Annotated in this window: 19 protein-coding genes; 14 read left to right on the top strand and 5 right to left on the bottom strand. The window is 63.0% G+C overall.

Annotation, left to right across the window (positions count from 1 at the left end; genetic code table 11):
• The first annotated feature begins 108 nt into the window (after positions 1–108).
• Positions 109–1,509 carry an RtcB family protein gene (locus AB4037_RS01045; RefSeq protein ID WP_441770239.1) on the top strand — a complete coding sequence of 467 codons (1,401 nt, stop codon included), beginning with the start codon at positions 109–111 and terminating at the stop codon, positions 1,507–1,509.
• Positions 1,510–1,544: 35 nt separating this feature from the next.
• On the opposite strand, the gene AB4037_RS01040 is transcribed toward AB4037_RS01045, so the two are convergent.
• Entirely contained in the window at positions 1,545–2,492 is a 948-nt protein-coding gene (locus AB4037_RS01040) for an alpha/beta hydrolase (protein ID WP_441770238.1), read from the bottom strand.
• A 213-nt stretch (positions 2,493–2,705) separates the two neighbouring features.
• Between AB4037_RS01040 and AB4037_RS01035 the strand changes: the two genes are divergently transcribed.
• The 10 genes from AB4037_RS01035 to trmB all read left to right on the top strand — a co-directional run bounded on the left by AB4037_RS01035 (position 2,706) and on the right by trmB (position 13,786).
• The gene (locus tag AB4037_RS01035) at positions 2,706–4,088 is read left to right on the top strand and encodes an HD domain-containing protein (RefSeq protein ID WP_441770237.1); all 1,383 of its coding nucleotides are present in this window, start codon (positions 2,706–2,708) and stop codon (positions 4,086–4,088) included.
• A complete protein-coding gene (locus AB4037_RS01030) occupies positions 4,075–4,590 on the top strand; it encodes a hypothetical protein (protein WP_441770236.1) in 516 nt (171 codons plus the stop codon). The genes AB4037_RS01035 and AB4037_RS01030 overlap by 14 nt, the downstream gene beginning before the upstream one ends.
• A 222-nt stretch (positions 4,591–4,812) precedes the next feature.
• Entirely contained in the window at positions 4,813–6,300 is a 1,488-nt protein-coding gene (gene miaB / locus AB4037_RS01025) for a tRNA (N6-isopentenyl adenosine(37)-C2)-methylthiotransferase MiaB (RefSeq protein WP_441770235.1), read from the top strand.
• 26 nt (positions 6,301–6,326) lie between these two features.
• Positions 6,327–7,379, top strand: coding sequence for a PhoH family protein (locus AB4037_RS01020; protein ID WP_441770234.1), 1,053 nt, complete (start codon positions 6,327–6,329; stop codon positions 7,377–7,379).
• Positions 7,376–7,882, top strand: a complete 507-nt coding sequence (ybeY, locus tag AB4037_RS01015) for an rRNA maturation RNase YbeY (RefSeq protein WP_441770233.1) — start codon at positions 7,376–7,378, stop codon at positions 7,880–7,882. The genes AB4037_RS01020 and ybeY overlap by 4 nt, the downstream gene beginning before the upstream one ends.
• Positions 7,883–8,183: 301 nt before the next feature.
• Positions 8,184–9,323, top strand: a complete 1,140-nt coding sequence (locus AB4037_RS01010) for a transporter associated domain-containing protein (RefSeq protein WP_441770232.1) — start codon at positions 8,184–8,186, stop codon at positions 9,321–9,323.
• 47 nt (positions 9,324–9,370) lie between these two features.
• Positions 9,371–10,927, top strand: a complete 1,557-nt coding sequence (gene lnt, locus AB4037_RS01005) for an apolipoprotein N-acyltransferase (RefSeq protein WP_441770526.1) — start codon at positions 9,371–9,373, stop codon at positions 10,925–10,927.
• Between the two features lie 230 nt (positions 10,928–11,157).
• Positions 11,158–11,571: a helix-turn-helix domain-containing protein gene (locus AB4037_RS01000; RefSeq protein ID WP_434957930.1), complete on the top strand. Its 414-nt coding sequence runs from the start codon at positions 11,158–11,160 to the stop codon at positions 11,569–11,571.
• 204 nt (positions 11,572–11,775) lie between these two features.
• Complete coding sequence (metK, locus tag AB4037_RS00995; protein WP_434957931.1) at positions 11,776–12,972, top strand: methionine adenosyltransferase; 1,197 nt, start codon at positions 11,776–11,778, stop codon at positions 12,970–12,972.
• Between the two features lie 85 nt (positions 12,973–13,057).
• Positions 13,058–13,786: a tRNA (guanosine(46)-N7)-methyltransferase TrmB gene (trmB, locus tag AB4037_RS00990; RefSeq protein WP_441770231.1), complete on the top strand. Its 729-nt coding sequence runs from the start codon at positions 13,058–13,060 to the stop codon at positions 13,784–13,786.
• A gap of 33 nt (positions 13,787–13,819) precedes the next feature.
• Here the strand turns inward: trmB and AB4037_RS00985 are convergent, their stop codons facing one another.
• Positions 13,820–14,494: a TetR/AcrR family transcriptional regulator gene (locus AB4037_RS00985; protein WP_441770230.1), complete on the bottom strand. Its 675-nt coding sequence runs from the start codon at positions 14,492–14,494 to the stop codon at positions 13,820–13,822.
• Between the two features lie 77 nt (positions 14,495–14,571).
• Here AB4037_RS00985 and AB4037_RS00980 point away from each other — a divergent pair, with 77 nt between their 5' ends.
• A complete protein-coding gene (locus AB4037_RS00980) occupies positions 14,572–15,033 on the top strand; it encodes an ABA4-like family protein (RefSeq protein WP_441770229.1) in 462 nt (153 codons plus the stop codon).
• Positions 15,030–15,884, top strand: coding sequence for a hypothetical protein (locus AB4037_RS00975; protein WP_441770228.1), 855 nt, complete (start codon positions 15,030–15,032; stop codon positions 15,882–15,884). Before AB4037_RS00980 ends, AB4037_RS00975 begins: the two co-directional genes overlap by 4 nt.
• Positions 15,885–15,899: 15 nt before the next feature.
• On the opposite strand, the gene AB4037_RS00970 is transcribed toward AB4037_RS00975, so the two are convergent.
• A complete protein-coding gene (locus AB4037_RS00970) occupies positions 15,900–16,406 on the bottom strand; it encodes an SRPBCC family protein (RefSeq protein WP_434957935.1) in 507 nt (168 codons plus the stop codon).
• Between the two features lie 174 nt (positions 16,407–16,580).
• Between AB4037_RS00970 and AB4037_RS00965 the strand changes: the two genes are divergently transcribed.
• Entirely contained in the window at positions 16,581–17,324 is a 744-nt protein-coding gene (locus tag AB4037_RS00965) for an alpha/beta hydrolase (protein WP_441770227.1), read from the top strand.
• Positions 17,325–17,338: 14 nt separating this feature from the next.
• On the opposite strand, the gene AB4037_RS00960 is transcribed toward AB4037_RS00965, so the two are convergent.
• On the bottom strand, positions 17,339–17,818 hold the full coding sequence (locus AB4037_RS00960) for an MmcB family DNA repair protein (RefSeq protein ID WP_441770226.1): 480 nt from the start codon (positions 17,816–17,818) through the stop codon (positions 17,339–17,341).
• Entirely contained in the window at positions 17,815–19,344 is a 1,530-nt protein-coding gene (gene rpoN / locus AB4037_RS00955; protein WP_441770225.1) for an RNA polymerase factor sigma-54, read from the bottom strand. The genes AB4037_RS00960 and rpoN overlap by 4 nt, the downstream gene beginning before the upstream one ends.
• Positions 19,345–19,510 lie beyond the last annotated feature (166 nt).

The following is a 19,510-nucleotide window of genomic DNA, read 5'->3' as shown; positions in this document are numbered from 1 at the left end:
TTTCCCAAAGGGAAACCCTTGCTTTTGCAGGTTCATTAGCCTAAGGGCCAGCCTGCCCCCAAACTCTTGTTGCGCGGCGTTGCAAGACAACACACCGGAACCGGAGCAATGACACGGAATGCGGATGGGGCTTCCCCCGACATCGCGGCAAAAAGCGTAGCCATCGACGGCAACACACTGGTCGCCTGGGGCTTCAAGCCCGGCAAATGGTTCAGCCAGGGCTTGGCCGAGGCCAATCGCCTGCGCCGCGCTGGCGCGGATGACGACGCCATCTTCATCGCCCTGCAGGGCCTGCAGCCGGTCGAGACACTGCTGCGGACCAATGGCTTGCCCTATGGCGTCTTCCTGGATGCCGAAGGCGAACTCGAACGCGCCAACCTCGCCTCGGTAACCGCGCATATGGACGCGCTCATGCGGGTGCCGACTATCGTCGCCGGCGCTGTGATGCCGGACGCTTGCCCGTCCGGCACCGCCCTCGGGACAATCCCGGTCGGTGGCGCGGTGGCGTGCGAGGATGCCATCCATCCCGGCTTTCATTCCGCCGACATCTGCTGCTCGGTGGCGATCACCGTGTTCGCACGCAAGGACGATCCCAGGCGTATCCTCGACGCTGTCCAAGCCGTGACCCATTTCGGTCCCGGTGGGCGCAAGACGATGATCGTCCCGGATTTCGCGCCCGGCATCGACGCCACGTTGCAGGCCAATCCGTTCCTGCGCGGGCTCGGCAACATCGTGACAGGCCATTTCGGCTCGCAGGGCGATGGCAATCACTTCGCCTATGTCGGGCATCTGCGTTCCAGCGGCCAGCCGGCATTGGTGACCCATCATGGCTCGCGCGGGCTCGGCGCCCAGCTCTACAAGCGCGGCATGGCCGCAGCGCGCAAGCACACGCAGATCGTGGCACCGCGGGTGCCGGCCCACAATGCCTGGCTGAAGGCCTCGAGCGCGGAAGGGCAGGCCTATTGGCAGGCCCTGCAATTTGCGCGGAGCTGGACCAAGGCAAGCCATTTCGCCATTCACGATCATGCCGCCAGGTCGCTGGGCAACGCCGTGGCCGACCGGTTCTGGAACGAGCATAATTTCGTATTCCGGCGCGACGACGGGCTCTATTATCACGGCAAGGGCGCAACGCCTTCCTGGGCCGGCTTTTCGCAGGATGATGATGGCCGCACGCTAATCCCGCTCAACATGGCCGAACCGATCCTGATCACGGCGCATCGCGACCGCAAGGAGGCCCTCGGCTTCGCTCCACATGGGGCGGGCCGCAACCTCAGCCGCTCGGCCTTTCTGCGCCGTGAAAAGCCGGATCTGCCCGAGGGTATCGACGTGCGCTTCTACTGCGGCAAGCCGGATCTGTCCGAACTGCCGCAGGCCTACAAGAATGCCGCCTCGGTCCGGGCCCAGATCGACAAATACGGGCTCGCCGAGGTGATCGACGAGGTCGTGCCCTATGGCTCGATCATGGCCGGCGACTGGGAGCAGGACGCTCCCTGGCGCAAGCGGGGCTGAGCGAAGCGGCGGTACCTCACCGCCGCTTCCATCCATCACAGGCTGTTGAAGAAGGCGATCTCGTCGGCAAAGGCTTCGTGTGCCATCGGAAAATCGAAACCCTGGAAGACATGGCAGCCGCCCGGCCATAGCCTGAGCGTCGTATGGCTGCCGGCTGCCTCCCAGCGCCCCGCCATGAACACCGTGTCGTCGAGCAGGGCGTCATAGGTGCCGACAGAAAACAGGGCCGGCGGCATGCCTTCGAGATTGCCGTAGAGCGGCGAGACATCGGGCGAGCGCAGATCGACGCCGTCGGGCACGCAGGCCCGCACGAACAGTGCGATATCGCGCGACGTCAGGATAAGTCTGCCCCTGTCGAAATTGCGCGCGCTTGGAGTCATGCCGAGATCGTAGCAGCCGGCAATGAGATTGGCGCCGGCGAAGGGCCTGAGGCCATGCCGATCGCGCAGGCGCTGCAACGTCAGCGCGGAAAGGTGGGCGCCGGCGCTCTCGCCGCCGATGAAGAAACGTTCGGTGCGGAAGCGCTTGCGCCCCTCGGACACCAACCACAAGGCCGCCGCCTCGCAATCGTCCGGCCCGGCGGGAAAGGGATGTTCGGGCGCAAGGCGATATTCGACGGAGATGCAGGCCATGCCGGTGGCCTCGGCGATCTTCTCCAGCGTCTCGTCCTGGAAGTCGGACTGGTTGAACATCCAGCCGCCGCCATGGATGTGCATGTAGACCCCGGTCGGCACTTCCGGCGCAATGATGCGGATCGGCACCTTGCCCTGCCGGCCCTCGATTTCCAGCACCTGCGCCCGCGCGCTCTTGCCCTGCAGCGGGAAGATCCCCTTGCCCTGGCGCCGGGTCTCGCGGATCAGTTCGGGCGGAAAGGACCACAAATCCGGCAAGGCGCTCATCTTGGCGATGATATCGGCATTGAGGGCCGCCGTGGTTTCGGCCACGGCATCGGGAGCAAACACGGCAGGATCGACAGAGGGCATGAGCTTGAATCGCTTCTTTAGAATGTTTTGCAATTTGCCGAAATCAACGAGAATTGCCATGATAATTATTCAGGTGATTCCTGAGCTAAAACAATAAGCTCCGGTTCTGAAGGAATTCGTTCCAACATGGCCGCCATAGGCCGCTACAATGTGACACAGGGCAGTTACCTTGCCATTTAGCATCAAGTTCCCTATTTGTTCCAAGTCGTGCCAATGCTGAAACGTCTCCGCGACCCCATTCATGGGCTGATTACTTTCGACCTTGATGACGAAATTGACAGGGCGGCTTGGCGCCTCATCGACACACCGGAATTTCAACGTCTACGTCGAGTGAAGCAACTCGGTGTATCTGAATTTACATTTCCAGGCGCCACCCATACAAGGCTCGCTCATTCTATTGGTGTCTTTTATATTGCGCGCCTTCTTATGAAGGTTGCTGAGCGTTATGTTCCTCCGGATAAACAGAAGCCACATCGCAAACGGACTGCCCTAATTGCAGCGCTGCTTCATGATCTTGGACATGGCCCATTTAGTCATGCATTTGAGAATGCAGAAAAGGCACGAATTAAAGAGCGGGACGGCCTTTACAAGGACCATGAAGTTTGGACGGCTGAACTAATTCAGCGAAAGGATGGCAACATACGGCAGGTGCTAGCTGATCAATTTGGGAATCAAGGAGCAATTGCCGATGACATCGCTGATCTGCTCATGGGTAAGACTCAAGATCTCTATTCTGCTGTCGTTTCGAGCTCATTCGATGCCGACCGCCTCGACTATCTGAGACGAGATCGCATGATGACCGGCTCGGGGGCTGGCGCGATCGATTTTGATTGGTTGCTCGACAATTTGCGAGTGGTGGATGTGTCGCCAGATCTGGACGAGGATGCAGATGAAGCTTCCAGTACCGTCATTCAGACCTTTGCCTTTGAGGAAAAGGCTCTACAGGCGGTAGAAGGCTTCATACTGGCGCGGTTCCATCTTTATTCACAGGTCTATCTGCACCGCACCACGCGTGGCATCGAACAGATGCTTACGATGTTTCTTTTGGAATTCGCGCGGGAGGCCGCAAAGGGGAGCAAAGCAAAGTTACCCGTCCATAAGGATCATCCGCTTCGAGCATACTACCGTGATGCGGCGCCCGAACTCCGGCGATATGTAGCTCTGGACGACACCGTGGTCTGGAGTGCGTTGGAGATATGTGCGACTGATGGAGAAGGAATGATTCGTGATTTCGCAGACAGAATTTGTTCCCGAAAAATTTTGAAAGCTGTCTCGATCGATACGGTGAACCCGCAACTCGCGGATGTCGCGAGGCGCAAGTTCATTGAGAACGACATGAAGGATGAGATCGGTAAGACGGTGTTCCCTGATCGTGCTCCGCTTTCCATATACAAGGACCCGACTCGCGAAACCGTGTCGCCGCACAAGCGCGTTTACATCCGGCGAGAAGGTGGCCGAACTGTCGATATCACCTCGCTTTCCAAGCCAATTGCCGCACTTTTTGAAAGCCAGGACATTCTTCGTTTCTATTTCCTTAACCAAAAAGATCTCACAAAAATTCAGAAGATCACGGGGGAAAACAATGCCGCAACTTGACGAAATCGTCGTTAGCGCTGTCGCATTGTCCGGCGGTAGCCTTGTCGGACGCATCCGGCTGCAAAAAATAATCTATCTTCTCGATCAGCTCGGCCTCAGCAGTGGCGCACCGTTCGAGTATCATCACTACGGTCCCTATTCCGAAGCTGTATCTGATGCTGTCACAGACGCCAAATTCTGGAGCCGGCTTGAAGAAGCTACTGTTTTTAGAAAATCGGACGGGGCACCTTACAGCACGTTCAAGACGGAGGCAGTTGGAGACATGCCCGCTCTTGGCGGGATTGATACTGATCGTGCACGCACGCTTCTGATGCGCTTCGCTGGCGTGAGCTCGACCGTTCTTGAATTAGCTGCAACCGTTCACTGGCTCGCCTTTAACGAGAAGGTTGCTGACTGGCGCGCCGAGATCGAAGTCAGAAAGGCCGGCAAGACGGATAATGGCCGTCTGGAAAAGGCGGTGACTCTCTTGAAGGAATTGGGTATAGCTCCAGCTGGCGCATGACGTCCCTCCTGCTCCAGATATTGCCGGTATTACAATTTAACTTCGCGCCGCAGGCTGGGGCTTCGACCATGGATACTGCGCTTCAGCGCCTCTGGGTTGGCTTACTATCAAACTCGCGCCCCCAAGCTGCAGCGGCCCCATGCGCCGCGGCAACTCAACCTCTTCTCATCAGGGCGGAAAACCGCTATCCCTAGCACCTTGATAGGTGGCTATAGCGAGACCATGATTCCTGACGAGACCGAAAGCAAACGCCCGCAGAAACCGCATGGTGATGCCGGCTCCAGGGACACGCGCGCCAAGAACCTTCCGGCAGAGACCCTCGACCTCCCGACAAAGACCGTCTTCATCAAGTCCTATGGCTGCCAGATGAACGTCTATGACAGCCAGCGCATGGCCGATACGCTGGCACCGCAGGGCTACGTCGAGACCTCCAGCCCCGAAAATGCCGACCTCGTCATCCTCAACACCTGCCATATCCGCGAAAAGGCGGCGGAAAAGGTCTATTCGGAGATCGGCCGCCTGCGCGTGGCGCGCGACGAGCGCCGCCGCCAGGGCGGCGATCTGAAGATCGCCGTCGCCGGTTGCGTCGCCCAGGCCGAGGGCCGGGAGATCATGAGGCGCGCGCCCGCCGTCGATCTCGTGGTCGGGCCCCAGGCCTATCATCGCCTGCCGGACCTGCTCGCCAAAGTATCGACAGGCTTGGCCGATGGCACCAGCAAGCCTGTCGACACCGACTTCCCGGTCGAAGACAAGTTCGCCATCCTGCCCGCACCACGCCGGGAAAAGACCCTGGCGCGCGGGCCTTCCGCCTTCGTCACGGTGCAGGAAGGCTGCGACAAGTTCTGCACCTTCTGTGTGGTGCCCTATACGCGCGGTGCCGAGACCTCGCGGCCGGTCGCCGCCATCGTGGCAGAGGTCGAGCGCCTGGCCGAGGCGGGCGTGCGCGAGATCAGCCTGCTTGGCCAGAACGTCAACGCTTATCATGGCGAGGGGCCGGATGGACGCGACTGGACGCTCGGCCAACTCGTGCACCGCCTGGCCCGCATCGAGCCGGTGGTACGCCTGCGCTACACCACCTCTCATCCCCGCGACATGGACGACAGCCTGATCGAGGCCCATCGCGACCTGCCGGCGCTGATGCCTTTCCTGCATCTTCCGGTGCAATCGGGCTCGGACCGCATTCTGGATGTCATGAATCGCAAGCATACAGCAGCGGACTATCTCAAGCTCATCGAGAAGATTCGGCATGCCCGGCCCGACATGGCATTCTCCTCCGACTTCATCGTCGGCTTTCCCGGCGAGACCGATGCGGATTTCGAAGCGACCTTGCGGCTGATCGAAGAGGTCACTTATGTCTCGGCCTATTCGTTCAAATATTCGCCGCGTCCGGGCACACCGGGCGCTACGATGACCGACCAGGTCGACGAAGTGGCGAAGGCCGCGCGCCTCGCCAGGCTGCAGGCGCTCACCGAAGGCCAGCAGAAGGCCTTCAATCAGGCCAGCATCGGCCGCACCATGGATGTGCTCTTTGATCGCAAGGGCAAACGGCCAGGCCAGATCGCCGGCCGCACCCCCTATCTCCAAGCCGTGCAGATCGAGGCGGATGACAGCCTGATCGGTACGGTGGCGCCCGTCGAAATCACGGCCACGGGTGCCTGGTCGCTGCACGGCATACTGGCCGGCGCTGGATTCAGGGAGGCCGTTGCTTGAAGGTGGACGAGGAACGACGGACACACATGACAACGCAAACCCCATCCCTGCCGACGACGGACGCACCTGCGGAAATCGTCACGGCCTTCGAGGACAATCGCCTGGCCACGCTTCTCTTCGGCCAGCATGACCAGAACCTCGCCTTCATCGAGCGCAAGCTCGGCATCGAGGCGACGGCCCGTGGCAATCATGTCGCCCTGCGCGGTGCCAAGGACAGCGTGGAACAGGCCAAGCGCGTGCTGGAGAGCCTGTATCAACGCCTGCGCTCGGGCCAGCAGATAACGTTGGGCGATGTCGACGGCGCGCTGCGTATGGCTGGCTCGCAGGGTGTGCTGTTCACGCCGGAAGGCAAGCCGAAAGTGGCGCCGACCGGCGGCGCGGCCTCTGTCGGCACCCGCAAGAAGACGATCGCCGCCCGTACGCTGGCGCAGGACGCCTATATACGGGCGCTGCAGAAGCATGAACTCGTCTTCGCCACCGGTCCCGCCGGCACCGGCAAGACCTATCTTGCCGTGGCCCACGCTGCGGCGCTGATCGAGAAGGGCGAGGCCGACAGGCTGATCCTGTCCCGCCCCGCCGTCGAGGCGGGCGAGAGGCTCGGCTTCCTGCCCGGCGACATGCGCGAGAAGGTCGACCCCTATCTGCGCCCGCTCTATGACGCGCTCTACGACATGATGCCGCCTGAGCGCGTCGAACGAGGGCTGACCTCGGGCATGATCGAGGTGGCGCCGCTCGCCTTCATGCGCGGGCGCACGCTCGCCAATTCGGTGGTGCTGCTGGACGAGGCCCAGAACTGCACCTCGATGCAGATGAAGATGTTCCTCACGCGCCTGGGCGAAGGCTCGCGCATGATCATCACCGGTGATCCGACCCAGATCGACCTGCCTCCCGGGCAGAAATCGGGGCTGATCGAGGCCGTCGACCTGTTGAAAGACATACCCGAAATCGCCATTTGCCGATTCAACGCCGCCGACGTCGTGCGCCATGAACTGGTCGCCAAGATCGTGCGGGCCTATGAGGCCAGGGATTCGACCAGGCCTTTGGACGCTAGCAAGCCCTCGGGCGAAACCAAGTCATGAGTGACGCCGCCATCACCATCGAGATCGCTATCGAGAGCGATCTTTGGCAGGACCCCGATGCCATCGAGGCCTTGATCACGCGTGCAGTGGTCAAGAGCCTCGACGTCGCGGAGCTTGCGCATGCGCCGGGAGCCGAACTCTCGATCGTCCTGACCGACGATGCTTCGATCCGCGTCATCAACGCCGAGTGGCGCGGCAAGGACAAGCCCACCAACGTGCTGTCCTTCCCACAGGCTGTGGGAGACGCAATCGAGACGGCGCCGATGCTGGGCGACATCATCTTTGCCCATGAGACGATCGCGCGGGAAGCCGAGGAAACCTCCACGAGCTTTGCCGATCATCTCAGCCACCTCACCGTGCATGGCCTCCTGCATCTGTTCGGCCATGACCATTTGACCGATGCCGAGGCCGAGGTGATGGAGGCGCTGGAAGTGCGCATTCTCGCCGAACTCGGTATCGCCAATCCCTATGCCGACGCGCCCTTGTTGCGCGAAGCGAGCTAGAGGCTGTTATGGACCGTGGATGGGATTTTGATGAGGTCAAGACTGGCTGGATGGGAGGAGCAAGCGCTGCCAAGACTTCTGTCTTGGCAAGCGAAGCGACGCTGCAGGCGGCCAGTCTTCACCTCACCCCGCAGGAGCGCGGCGCTTTTGGCCGACGAGTACGTCCGATATCGTAGCAAGCCGAAAGGCTTGCGTCCTCACCCTCCCACGCACTTGCTTTGCAAGTGCGGACATCCTCGGCCAAAATCGCTCACGTCAAAACCCCATCCACGGTCCATAACAGCCTCTAACACACAGAGCCATGTCCGACAGCAACGATCGAAGTAGCAGCCAACCCAGCGCCTCCCAGGAGCCCCAGCACGAAGGCCTGCTGGGACGGATCAAGTCCGCGCTTGGGCTGAGATCCCAGCCCTCCATCCGCGACGATCTTGCCGATGCACTCGAGAATTCACGCGCTGCGGAAGATTCCAGCTTCTCCCCCGAAGAGCGTGCCATGCTCAAGAACATCCTCGGCCTGCGCGGCAAGCGTGTCGACGATGTGATGGTGCCGCGGGCCGACATCGTGGCCGTGCCGCTCGACATTTCGCTGGGCGACCTGCTCAAGGTATTCCAGACGGCGGGCCATTCGCGCCTGCCCGTTTATAACGAGACGCTGGATGATCCGCGCGGCATGGTCCACATCCGCGATTTCGTGGCCTGGCTGGCGTCGCGGGCCGCCATCGCCGCGCGGCGGAGCCGCAAGGTCCGCGAGAGCGACCTCGCCAAGGACGGCGAGACCGCCAAACCCTCGCCCAGGGAGGCCGCCCTCGCCTTGGGCAACATTACCCTCTCGACGCCGCTGAGCTCGGTGAAGTCGCTGACGCGCAACGTCCTGTTCGTGCCGCCTTCGATGCCCCCCATCGACCTTCTCGCCAAGATGCAGGCCACCCGCACCCAGCTCGCTTTGGTGATCGACGAGTATGGCGGCACGGATGGCCTGGTCTCGATGGAGGACATCGTCGAAATCGTGCTCGGCGACATCGAGGATGAGCATGACGAGGATGATGGCGACATGATCGTCGCCTCGGGCGAGGGCATCTTCACCGCCGATGCCCGTGCCGATCTCGACGACGTCGCCGCCGCCATCGGCCTGGAGATGCATGAGGACGAAATCGAGGCCGACGTCGATACGCTGGGTGGCTGGCTGGTGACGCTGGCCGGCCGCGTACCGGTGCGCGGCGAGATCGTGCAGGGGCCGGGCCAGCTCGAATTCGAAATTCTCGATGCCGATCCGCGCCGGGTGAAACGGGTGCGCATCCACACGGCCGGCAGCGGCATCGTCAGGCCGCGCGATGGGCGCAAGCGCGAGAAGAAGCTGACGCCTGCCGGCGATGAAGCGGCCATTGCCACCAATGGCGAGCGGAGCCCGGCGAGCGAAACCAGCGGCGACGGCGCCACGTGATCGCTGCGCTTGCGTCTCGCCTGGCCGGGTTGAAAGGCTGGCGCCGCATGGCCGTCGCCTTCCTGGCGGGCGCCCTGGCGGCGCTGGCCATGGCGCCCTTCAATGCCTTTCCGGTGCTGGCCGTCAGCTTTCCGGTCGCGATCTGGCTGCTGGATGGCATCGTCTTCCCGCCGGAGAACCCGGCTCCCGGGTTCTGGCGCAGCATCGGCGCGGCGGCCCGGCTCGGCTGGTGCTATGGTTTCGGCTATTTCCTGGCCGGGCTGTGGTGGATCGGCAATGCCTTCCTCGTCGATGCCGATCAGTTCGCCTGGCTGCTGCCCTTCGCCGTGCTGCTCCTGCCTGCCGGCCTTGCTTTCTTTCACGCGGCCGGGTTTGCCCTGGCGCGCCTGCTGTGGTCGCAGGGCAATGCCCGCATCCTCGCCTTTGCCGCCGCAATGGCTGCCTGCGAATGGCTGCGCGGCCATATCCTGACCGGCTTTCCCTGGAACCTGTTCGGCTACGCGCTCGCCGAGGAGCTTCATCTGGCGCAGAGCCTGTCCCTGATCGGAGCCTATGGGCTCACACTCGTGGCGCTCGTCCTGTTCTCCACGCCGGCGGCGCTGGTGCGGCGGGGTGGTTGGCGCTGGCCGGTCTTGTCCGTCGCCATTCTGGTCGCGATGGCCGCCTTCGGCGTGTGGCGGCTTGGCCAGCACCCCACCGGTTTCGTCGACGGAGTGCAACTGCGCATCATGCAGCCCGATCTGCCGCAAGACGCCAAGTTCAATCCGGCCCTGCGCAATGAAGTGCTGACGCGCTATCTGGCCTTGTCACGCCAACCGGCCGCCGACGGCAGTGACGGCCTTGCCAAAACAACCCATCTGATCTGGCCTGAATCGGCCTTCCCCTTCCTGGTGGCGCAGGATCCCGAAGCCCTCAAGGTGCTCGGGGACCTGGTTGCACCCAAGGCCGTGCTGCTGACGGGCGCCGGCCGGGCGGAGGAGAATCTCGACGACGGCGGCTGGCGCTTCTTCAATTCCCTGCATGTCATCGACGCCACCGGCACCATCATCGGCAATTACGACAAGGTGCACCTCGTCCCCTTCGGCGAATATCTGCCCTATCAGTCCGTGCTCGAATCCCTCGGCTTCGAGCAATTGACCAAGCAGCGCGGCGGCTTTTCGACGGGTCCGGGCTTGCGCACGCTCGATATTCCCAACGCGCCGCCCGCCGGCATCCTCATCTGCTATGAAGCAATCTTTCCGGGCGAGGTGATCGATCCGACCAACCGCCCCGGCTGGCTGCTCAACGTCACCAACGATGCCTGGTTCGGCATCACCCCGGGTCCCTACCAGCATTTCGCCGAGGTAAGGGCTCGCGCGATCGAGGAAGGGCTCCCCCTGGTCCGCGCCGGCAACAATGGCGTTTCCGCGGTGATCGATCCGGTGGGGCGCATCGTCGCCAGCCTGCCGCTGGGCACCAGCGGCGTTCTCGATTCGCGGCTTCCCACCACCCTGCCACCGCCGGTGTTCGCCACGGCCGGCACCGGCATTGTTACCGCATTGTTTCTGATTGCCTTAATCGGCGCCGGCCTTGGTTGCTTGAACCGACGCCGACAGCCCCGATAACACATATTTGTTACAACCGCGCCAAGCGGAAGGCGCGAGACCGACTGGATTTTCCCGCATAAGGAGGTATAGTCTCCCTGCTGGTTGCAGGATGCATTTGAACTACTTCAGATTGCGCCGCCGCAATTGTATCTCTGGCGCGCCGCGCTTCCGCCACGTTACGGCCGCAATTCATTTTCAAATTCGTCACTGTATTTTCAAATATTTGCTAGTGACCTGGAGTTAATATTATGATCAAGAAAGTTCCTAATCCCATTGATCAGCACGTTGGCAGCCGCGTCCGTATCAGGCGCGTCTTGGTGGGTATGAGCCAGGAGAAGCTCGGCGAGGCGCTTGGCCTCACCTTTCAGCAGGTACAAAAATACGAAAAGGGTACCAACCGCATCGGTGCGAGCCGGCTGCAGCAGATCGCCTCGATCCTGGGCGTCACCATTTCCTTCTTCTTTGAAGGCCTGCCGCCAGAAACCGGCTCCGTGCATACGGCTGAGCATGCCGGTGAGAGCGACACCTCCCATGTCATCGAGTTCCTGTCGACCACGGAAGGCCTGCAGCTGAACAAGGCCTTTGCCCGCATCAAGGATCCGAAGGTGCGGCGCCGGGTCGTCGACCTCGTCTCCACGCTCAGCCAGGAACACGCCGCCTGAGCCGCGAAGCGGCGCCCATCGGCGCCCTTTGGTTTCGATGCGCCCTGTGCGGTTTGGTGATGCCACCAAACCGCCGTACGCGGCGGAAAATCGCTCCAGCGTTCCTTTAAACGAACAAAACGTACGATTTGCCGCTTGACGGCGAAGCCTACCCTCGCCAAAACGGGACGATACCAAGTTCCATTTTGGCGTGGAGAAACATTCGTGTCCCGTTCCGACTATTTGTTTACCAGCGAGTCGGTCGCTGAAGGCCACCCCGACAAGGTCTGCGATCGCATCTCCGACGAAATCGTCGACCTGTTCTATCGCGAGGCGGCGAAGACCGGAATGGATCCCTCCCAGGTGCGCGTCGCCTGCGAAACCCTCGCCACCACCAACCGCCTGGTGATCGCCGGCGAATATCGCGGTCCCGACACCATCACCAAGGGCAAGATCAAGAGCGCCGCCCGCCGCGCCGTCAAGGCGATCGGCTATGAGCAGGAAGGCTTCCACTGGAAGAAGGCCAAGATCGAGGTCCTGCTGCACGGCCAGTCTCCCGATATCGCCCAGGGCGTCGACATTTCCGGCAACAAGGACGAAGGCGCCGGCGACCAGGGCATCATGTTCGGCTATGCCTGCCGCGAGACGCCGGAATTGATGCCGGCTCCGATCTACTACGCCCACAAGATCCTCGAGGACATCACCAAGGCCCGCAAGTCGGGTGACCTCGGCATGCTCGGCCCCGATGCCAAGAGCCAGGTCACGGTGAGGTATGAGGGCGGCAAGCCGGTCGGCGTGACGCAGATCGTGCTCTCCACCCAGCATCTCGACGAGACTCTGACCTCCGGCGACATCAAGAAGCTGGTTGAGCCCTATATCCGCAAGACCCTGCCGGAAGGCTGGATCGGCAAGGATACGGTCTGGCACGTCAACCCCACCGGTAAGTTCGTGGTCGGCGGTCCGGACGGCGATTGCGGCCTGACCGGCCGCAAGATCATCGTCGATACCTATGGCGGCGCAGCTCCCCACGGCGGTGGCGCCTTCTCTGGCAAGGACCCGACCAAGGTCGACCGTTCGGCGGCTTATGCGGCACGCTATCTCGCCAAGAACGTGGTCGCCGCCAAGCTGGCAGACCGCTGCACCATCCAGCTCGCTTACGCCATCGGTGTGTCCGAGCCCCTGGCTATTTATGTCGACCTGCACGGCACCGGCAATGTCGCCGAGGAGAAGATCGAGAAGGCTTTGCGCGACGTGATGAGCCTGACGCCTCGCGGCATCCGCGAGCACCTCAACCTCAACAAGCCGATCTATGCCCGCACCTCCGCCTATGGCCATTTCGGCCGCAAGTCGGCCCGCGACGGCGGCTTCTCCTGGGAGAAGACCGACCTCGCCGACGCGATCAAGAAGGCCGTGCGCGCCTGATCCGAGGCCGACAATAGACACAAAGCCTTTCCCGCTCGCCGGGAGAGGCTTTTTTCATAGCGCTTTGCTTCGGTGGGTATGGGTCGTGACTGAAGACGACAAGCACAAGTTCGGCGACGGTATGGATGCCCCGTCTCGGGGCCATGGCGCTTTCTTCGGCCGCCGCAAGGGCAAGACCTTGCGGCCGGGGCATGCAGACCTGATGTCCGGCGCGCTGCCGCATTTGCGCCTCGACCTGACCGCCCCGGCTCCCGCCGACCTTGCCGGCCTGTTTCCGGGGCCTGTGGATGACGTCTGGCTCGAAATCGGCTTCGGCGGCGGCGAACACCTCACCCAGCGTGCCGGCGAGAACCCGAACATCGGCTTCATCGGCTGCGAGGCCTATGTCAACGGCACCGCCAAGATGCTGGCCCAGATCGAGCAGAACGGGCTTGCCAATATTCGCCTGTGGGACAACGACGCCAAGCAAGTGGTGGATTGGCTGCCGGCCGGCTCGATCGGGCGCATCTATCTGCTCTATCCCGATCCCTGGCCCAAGCGCCGCCATCGCAAGCGACGCTTCCTGGGCGAGGAAATGCTGACGCATCTGGCCCATGCTCTCAGGCCTGGGGGCGAACTGCGTTTTGCCACCGACATTGACGACTATGCCGCCTATGCCCTGGCGCGCGTGGCACGCTCGTCCGACTTCGAATGGACGGCCGAGCGCCAGGCCGACTGGCTGACGCCCTGGGACGGCTGGCGCTCCACCCGCTACGAAGCCAAGGCATTGCGGGAGGGCCGGCGCGGCGCCTATTTCACCTTCAGGAGAGTTTAGGTCTTCCCGGGGACCACCCCAGGCGGGCTGCCTCTATTGGGCTGTCAGCCGGGCCAGCACGCCTTCCAGGGCGGCATCGAAAGCCCCGTCTCCTCCTCCCTTGAGAGGCCGGTCGAGTTGCCCCGCCAGCAGGAGATGGGCATAGCCGTGCACGAGCGACCAGACATGCAGCAAGGTGTCGAGCCGCTCGCCCTCGAGCGGGCCTTCGCCCGCCCTGGTTACCAGGCGAATCGCGGTCTCGAGCTCGGCGAAGGCCTCCTGCCCGGCAGCCCTTAGGGCCGGATCCTCGATGTTGAGCCGATGCCGGTTGAAGGTGAGCCGGAACCTCTCCGGATATCGGCGGGCGAAGGCGACATAGCCGCGGCCGATCGCCCGCAATCGGGCCTGGGGCTCGTCGATGCCAGCGCGGGCCTCGCGCATGAACAGCGTGAGCGTTTCGAATCCTAGCGCCGCTACCGCGGTCAGGAGACCGGCGACATCACCGAAATGATGCGCGGGAGCGGCATGGGAGACGCCCGCCCGCCGGGCGCATTCGCGAAGGGTGAAGCCCTCGACACCCCGTTCGGCCAGGACGAGTTCAGCCGCGAGGAGCAGCGCGGCCCGCAGATCACCATGATGATAGCTAGCCTTGTGCGCCGTCGATTCCTGCTCCACTTCGTTTTCGCTCCGCATCATCAACACCACCGCGCCGCACCGTAGGGTCGGCATCACTATCCATCACGATCTTGACAATGTCAAAATTGCTGCCATCCTTATCTTGACACTGTCAAGTTGGAGATGCCGACATGACTCTCGATCAAGCTTTCACGCTCGACAACGTCTTTTCCTGGGCTGGCATCCTCGCTCTCTGTGGCTGGATCGTCCTTGCCCTCTCTCCCTTGCGTCCGGCCCTGGCCCAGGCGATTGCCGGCAGAATCATTCCGATCGCGCTTGGCCTTGCCTATGCCGCCTTGCTCCTTCGCTTCTGGGGCGAAGCTGCAGGCGGCTTTGGTTCTCTCAGCGATGTCGCCGCGCTGTTCGGCCATCGCGGCCTGCTCCTGGCCGGCTGGCTGCATTACCTCGCCTTCGACCTGCTGATCGGAGCCTGGGAGGTGCGCGAGGCGAAACGGGCCGGAGTGCCGCAGCTGGCCGTCCTGCCCTGTCTCGCCCTCACTTTCCTATTCGGTCCCGTCGGCTTCCTGACCTTCCTGGCCCTGCGCAACGTCTGGCTCCGCGGCTTCTCCCGCCGTCAAGGAGAACCCGCATGACGACGAACATCTCCAGCCTGCGCCTTGCCTGCCGTCCCCATGCGCTTGCCTGGAGAGTGGCGGATGATCTGCTTCGACGCGAGCGCCGGCTGGCGCGCGGCGGCTTCGTCATCCTGGCGCTGATGGTCCCGACCCTCGCGGCCCTGATGATCGACGACAGGATGCTCAACGGCATCTCCGTTTGGATCAAGCCGCTGAAATTCCAGCTCTCGGTCGGCCTCTATCTCCTGACCGTGGCCTGGTTCGTCGGCGCCTTGCCGAAACAGGCACGCCACGGGCGGGCGGTGCGGGTCCTCGTCGTCCTCGCTTTGGCAGCGAGCACGTTCGAGATCGGCTACATCATGCTGCAAGCGGCGCAGGGCCTCGCCTCGCACTACAACGTGGCCGATCCCTTCCACCGGCTGATGTACACGTTGATGGGCATCGGCGCGGTGACGCTCACGGCCGTGAGCCCTGCCTTGGCAGTCTTGCTGCTGCGACACCGCCCGCAAGCCTGGTCGACCGCCTTCTGGTTGTCGGTCCTGCTCGGGCTAACGCTCACTTTCGTGCTCGGCGCAGGCTCGGGCAGCGTTCTTTCCGCCGGCAATGGCCATTGGATCGGCGGCGCGCGCACGGACGCGACGGGCGTGCCGATCTTCGGCTGGTCGCGTACGGGCGGCGACCTGCGGGTGGCTCATTTCCTCGGCCTGCACGTCTTGCAGATCATGCCCGTCCTGGGCCTGATTGCAGAGCGCTGGGCCAGCGGCCGCATTGCCGCTGTCATTGTCTGCGCCGCCGCGCTCGCCTATGGAGCAGTCACGCTCTTCGTCTTCGTGCAGGCCTTGCTGGGCCTTCCCTTCATACCTGCGTGAGAACGAGCGAACGGCTCACTTCTTGCGGCCGAACCAGCCCTTCTTTTCCGGTTCGGCGGGGGCTTCCTCGCCTTCCGGCTTGGGCGAGATCGCCTGGCCGAACTTCTCGAAGAAATCGCCAGCGAGTTTCTTGGCCGTGCCATCGATCAGGCGCGCGCCGAGCTGGGCGATCTTGCCGCCGACATCGGCCTTGGCGTCATAGTGAAGGATTGTAGCCTCTTCGCCATCGGCCTCGAGACGCACGGTGGCGCCGCCCTTGGCAAAGCCGGCGACGCCGCCCTGGCCTTCGCCGGAAATGGTGTAGCCATTGGGCGGATCGAGGTCAGACAACGTCACCTTGCCGTTGAAGGTGGCCTTGACCGGCCCGATCTTCAGCACGGCCTTGGCGGTCATCTCGGTCGGCGAGACCAGTTCGATCGCTTCGCAGCCCGGAATGCACTGTTTGAGGACCTCGGGATTGTTCAGGCCCTCCCAGACCTTCTCGCGCGAAGCCTCGATGCGCTGCGAACCGCTCATATCCATGGAACTGCTCCTCCCGGGCCATATGCCCCTTTGCTTCATAGATCATGACCGACGGCCGCGGAGCAAGACAGGGATGTAAAATTGCTGCTGCCTGCTGTCGTCGCTCCCCACTCCCGTAATCCAGCCGCAACCCTTGTTTCCTATCGATGAGCCACAACAAGGACATTTCGAATCATGAATCGGAACACATCGCTTCGCGGATGGGTGGCCGTGGCACTCTGCGCCCTGGGTCTGCTGCCACCGAGCGGTCTCGCTTTCGCCCAGACGTCCCCGATTGCCAGCGGCGGCGAGACCGTGGCAGTTGCCGGCATCGAAAACATCCTGATCCGTCATGCCAATGCCAAGGGCAACCTCATCCTGCTCACCGGCGGTGACGGCCGGCTCGATGTCGGGCCCAACGGCCAGTTTCGCAGCGGTGCCGACAATGTGCTCATCCGCAACCGCGACGCCTTTGCCGCCAAGGGCTATAACGTCCTGCTCGTGGACAAAGGCACCAACCTCGCCACAGCGGTCGAAACCATGGCAGGCCTCAAGCGGCCCGTCACGGTCGTGGCCACCTCCGCCGGCACGCCCCGGGCCGCCGAAGGCTTGGTAAAGGGCGCCAAGCCGGACCGACTGGTACTGACCTCAGCTTTCCTCAGCAAGGAGTCCGGTCCCTCCCCGAGCGTCATGGCCATACTCGGCTCCCCCAGGCGGCTGCCTCCCACCCTCGTGGTGCATCACCGGCAGGATGGCTGCCGCTTCACCAGGCCGGCCGGCGTCGCGCCCTTCCAGGCCTGGGCCGGCGAGCGGGTCACGGTGAAATGGCTGGAGGGCGGCCTGCAAACCGGCAATCCCTGCCGGTCCCGCGCGCATCATGGCTTCAACGGCCAGGATACGGAGCTGGTGGCGCTCATCACCTCATTTGCCGGGCAATAGCGCCTTCGGGCACGTCATTCGCCGAAACCGAACGCACCTTCGGGATCCATGGCCTGATGCAGCCGTCCTGCTGCCAGGCGGGCGAGCTGCAGGGTCAGGACCTTGCGCGTCGGCGCCGCAAGGCGCTGCTCGGGAGCGTCCCGCAGCAATGTGCCGCCATAGGCGTCGGCCACGATGCTGCCGGCTTCCTCGGGAAGCAGAGCCAGTGGGAAATCCGGACCGACGGCGAAGAACAGCCGGTCGCAATAGGTGAGATAATCAGGCCATTTGTGGTCGACCTGGAAGTCGATCACCGAGGACTTGATCTCCACGATCCAGATCTCGCCCTTGCGGCCGACGGCGAGCAGATCGGCGCGGCGGCCATTGGGCAGCGTCACCTCTGGTACTGGCGTCAGGCCGTATTGGCGCAGGAGCCGGCTGGCACCGCGCTGGATCGTCAGGGCCGCGGCGGACTGGCGGCCGTCTAAGGGCAGGACCGGCAAACCGCTCATCATCGTCCCGCCTTCTCCCGCCGCCTTTCCACCGAGGAGGCGATCCGCATGGATTCGCGATATTTGGCGACGGTACGCCGGGCAATGTCGATGCCGTCCTTGCGCAGCAACGCAACGATGGTGTCGTCGGAGAGGATGGCATTGGGTGCTTCGGCATCGATCATCTGGCGGATGCGATGGCGCACCGCCTCGGCCGAATGTGCCTCCCCCCCTTCGGCATTGGAGATCGAGGCGGTGAAGAAATATTTGAGCTCGAACAGGCCGCGGGCCGAGGCGATGAACTTGTTGGCGGTAACGCGCGACACCGTCGATTCATGCATGCCGATGGCATCAGCCACGGTCTTGAGATTGAGCGGACGCAGATATTGCACGCCGAGGGAGAAGAAGGCGTCCTGCTGGCGCACGATCTCGGTGGCGACCTTGAGGATGGTGCGTGCGCGCTGCTCCAGGCTGCGGGTCAGCCAGTTTGCCGTCTGCAAGGCCTCGGTCAGGAAGGTCTTGTCCGTCTCGCTACGAGCCGTCCGTGCCACGCGGGCATAGTAGTTCTGATTGACCAGCACGCGCGGCAAGGTGTCGGGGTTCAGTTCCACCATCCAGGTCCCGTCCGGTGCGGCGCGCAAGAGGACGTCGGGCACCACCGGCTGAACCGGCGTGGAGCCGAAGGCCAGGCCTGGCTTGGGCGTGAGGCCACGCAGTTCGGCGATCATCTCCGTCACGTCCTCCTCGTCGACACCACATAGGCGCCGGAGAGCCGGGATGTTGCGCTTGGCCACCAGCTCCAGATTGTCGAGCAGTGCGGCCATGGCCGGGTCGAACCGATTGCGCTCCTTGAGCTGGAGCGCCAGGCACTCCTTCAGCGAACGAGCCCCGACACCGCTCGGCTCGAAGCCCTGCACGATGGCGAGCACGGCCTCCACCTCCTGGAGCGCCGCCGCCAGGCGTTCGGCCAGATCGGCCAGATCGCCGACGAGATAGCCGCTCTCGTCGATCATATCGATGATGAAGCGGCCGATCAGCCGGTGCCTGGGATCCCGAGTTGCCAGATCAAGCTGCGTCTCCAGATGATCGGCCAGCGAAATACCGGCCGCGGCCATGCTCTCGTAATTGACGTCATCGTCACCGCCATGGCCGCCCGCACCGACATTCGACCAGGACGAGACATAGGGATCGCTCCCGGCTAGCTGCTCGATCGCCGCCGGCGCTTCCTGCCTGTCGGCGGGCCGCTCGTCGGGAAAGACATTGTCGAGATCGGTGCCGAGCCCCTGCTCCATCGCCTCGCGGGAGGGCGCCATGTCATCTTTCAGCCAATCGCCCGCGGCGGGATCGACAGGCGCTGTCGCAAGCGTCTCGGGTTCGCGCGAGATCTCACCATCGGCGCGCTCCAGGATCGGGTTGCGCTCCAATTCCGCGTCGACATAGGCCGTGAGATCGAGATTGGACAGTTGCAGAAGCTTGATCGCCTGCATCAACTGCGGCGTCATCACCAGCGACTGGGTCTGGCGGAACTCAAGCCTTTGCGACAACGCCATGAACGCGGACGATCCTGATTATCAGTCTTGTTGCGGGCAGCATCCTGCATGGACGGCGGCCAGAAGCAAGTTTCACGCCAGATTTTTCGGCAGGCAAGCCGACAAAAAGAGGAAGACCGGAGGCACAACCTGACGCCGAGGGCGATGAAAGGCGTGGAAGGCGCAT

The organism is Labrys sp. KB_33_2, from assembly GCF_052114505.1.
GTDB lineage: Bacteria > Pseudomonadota > Alphaproteobacteria > Rhizobiales > Labraceae > Labrys.
This window is presented reverse-complemented; position numbering and strand designations above follow the sequence as displayed.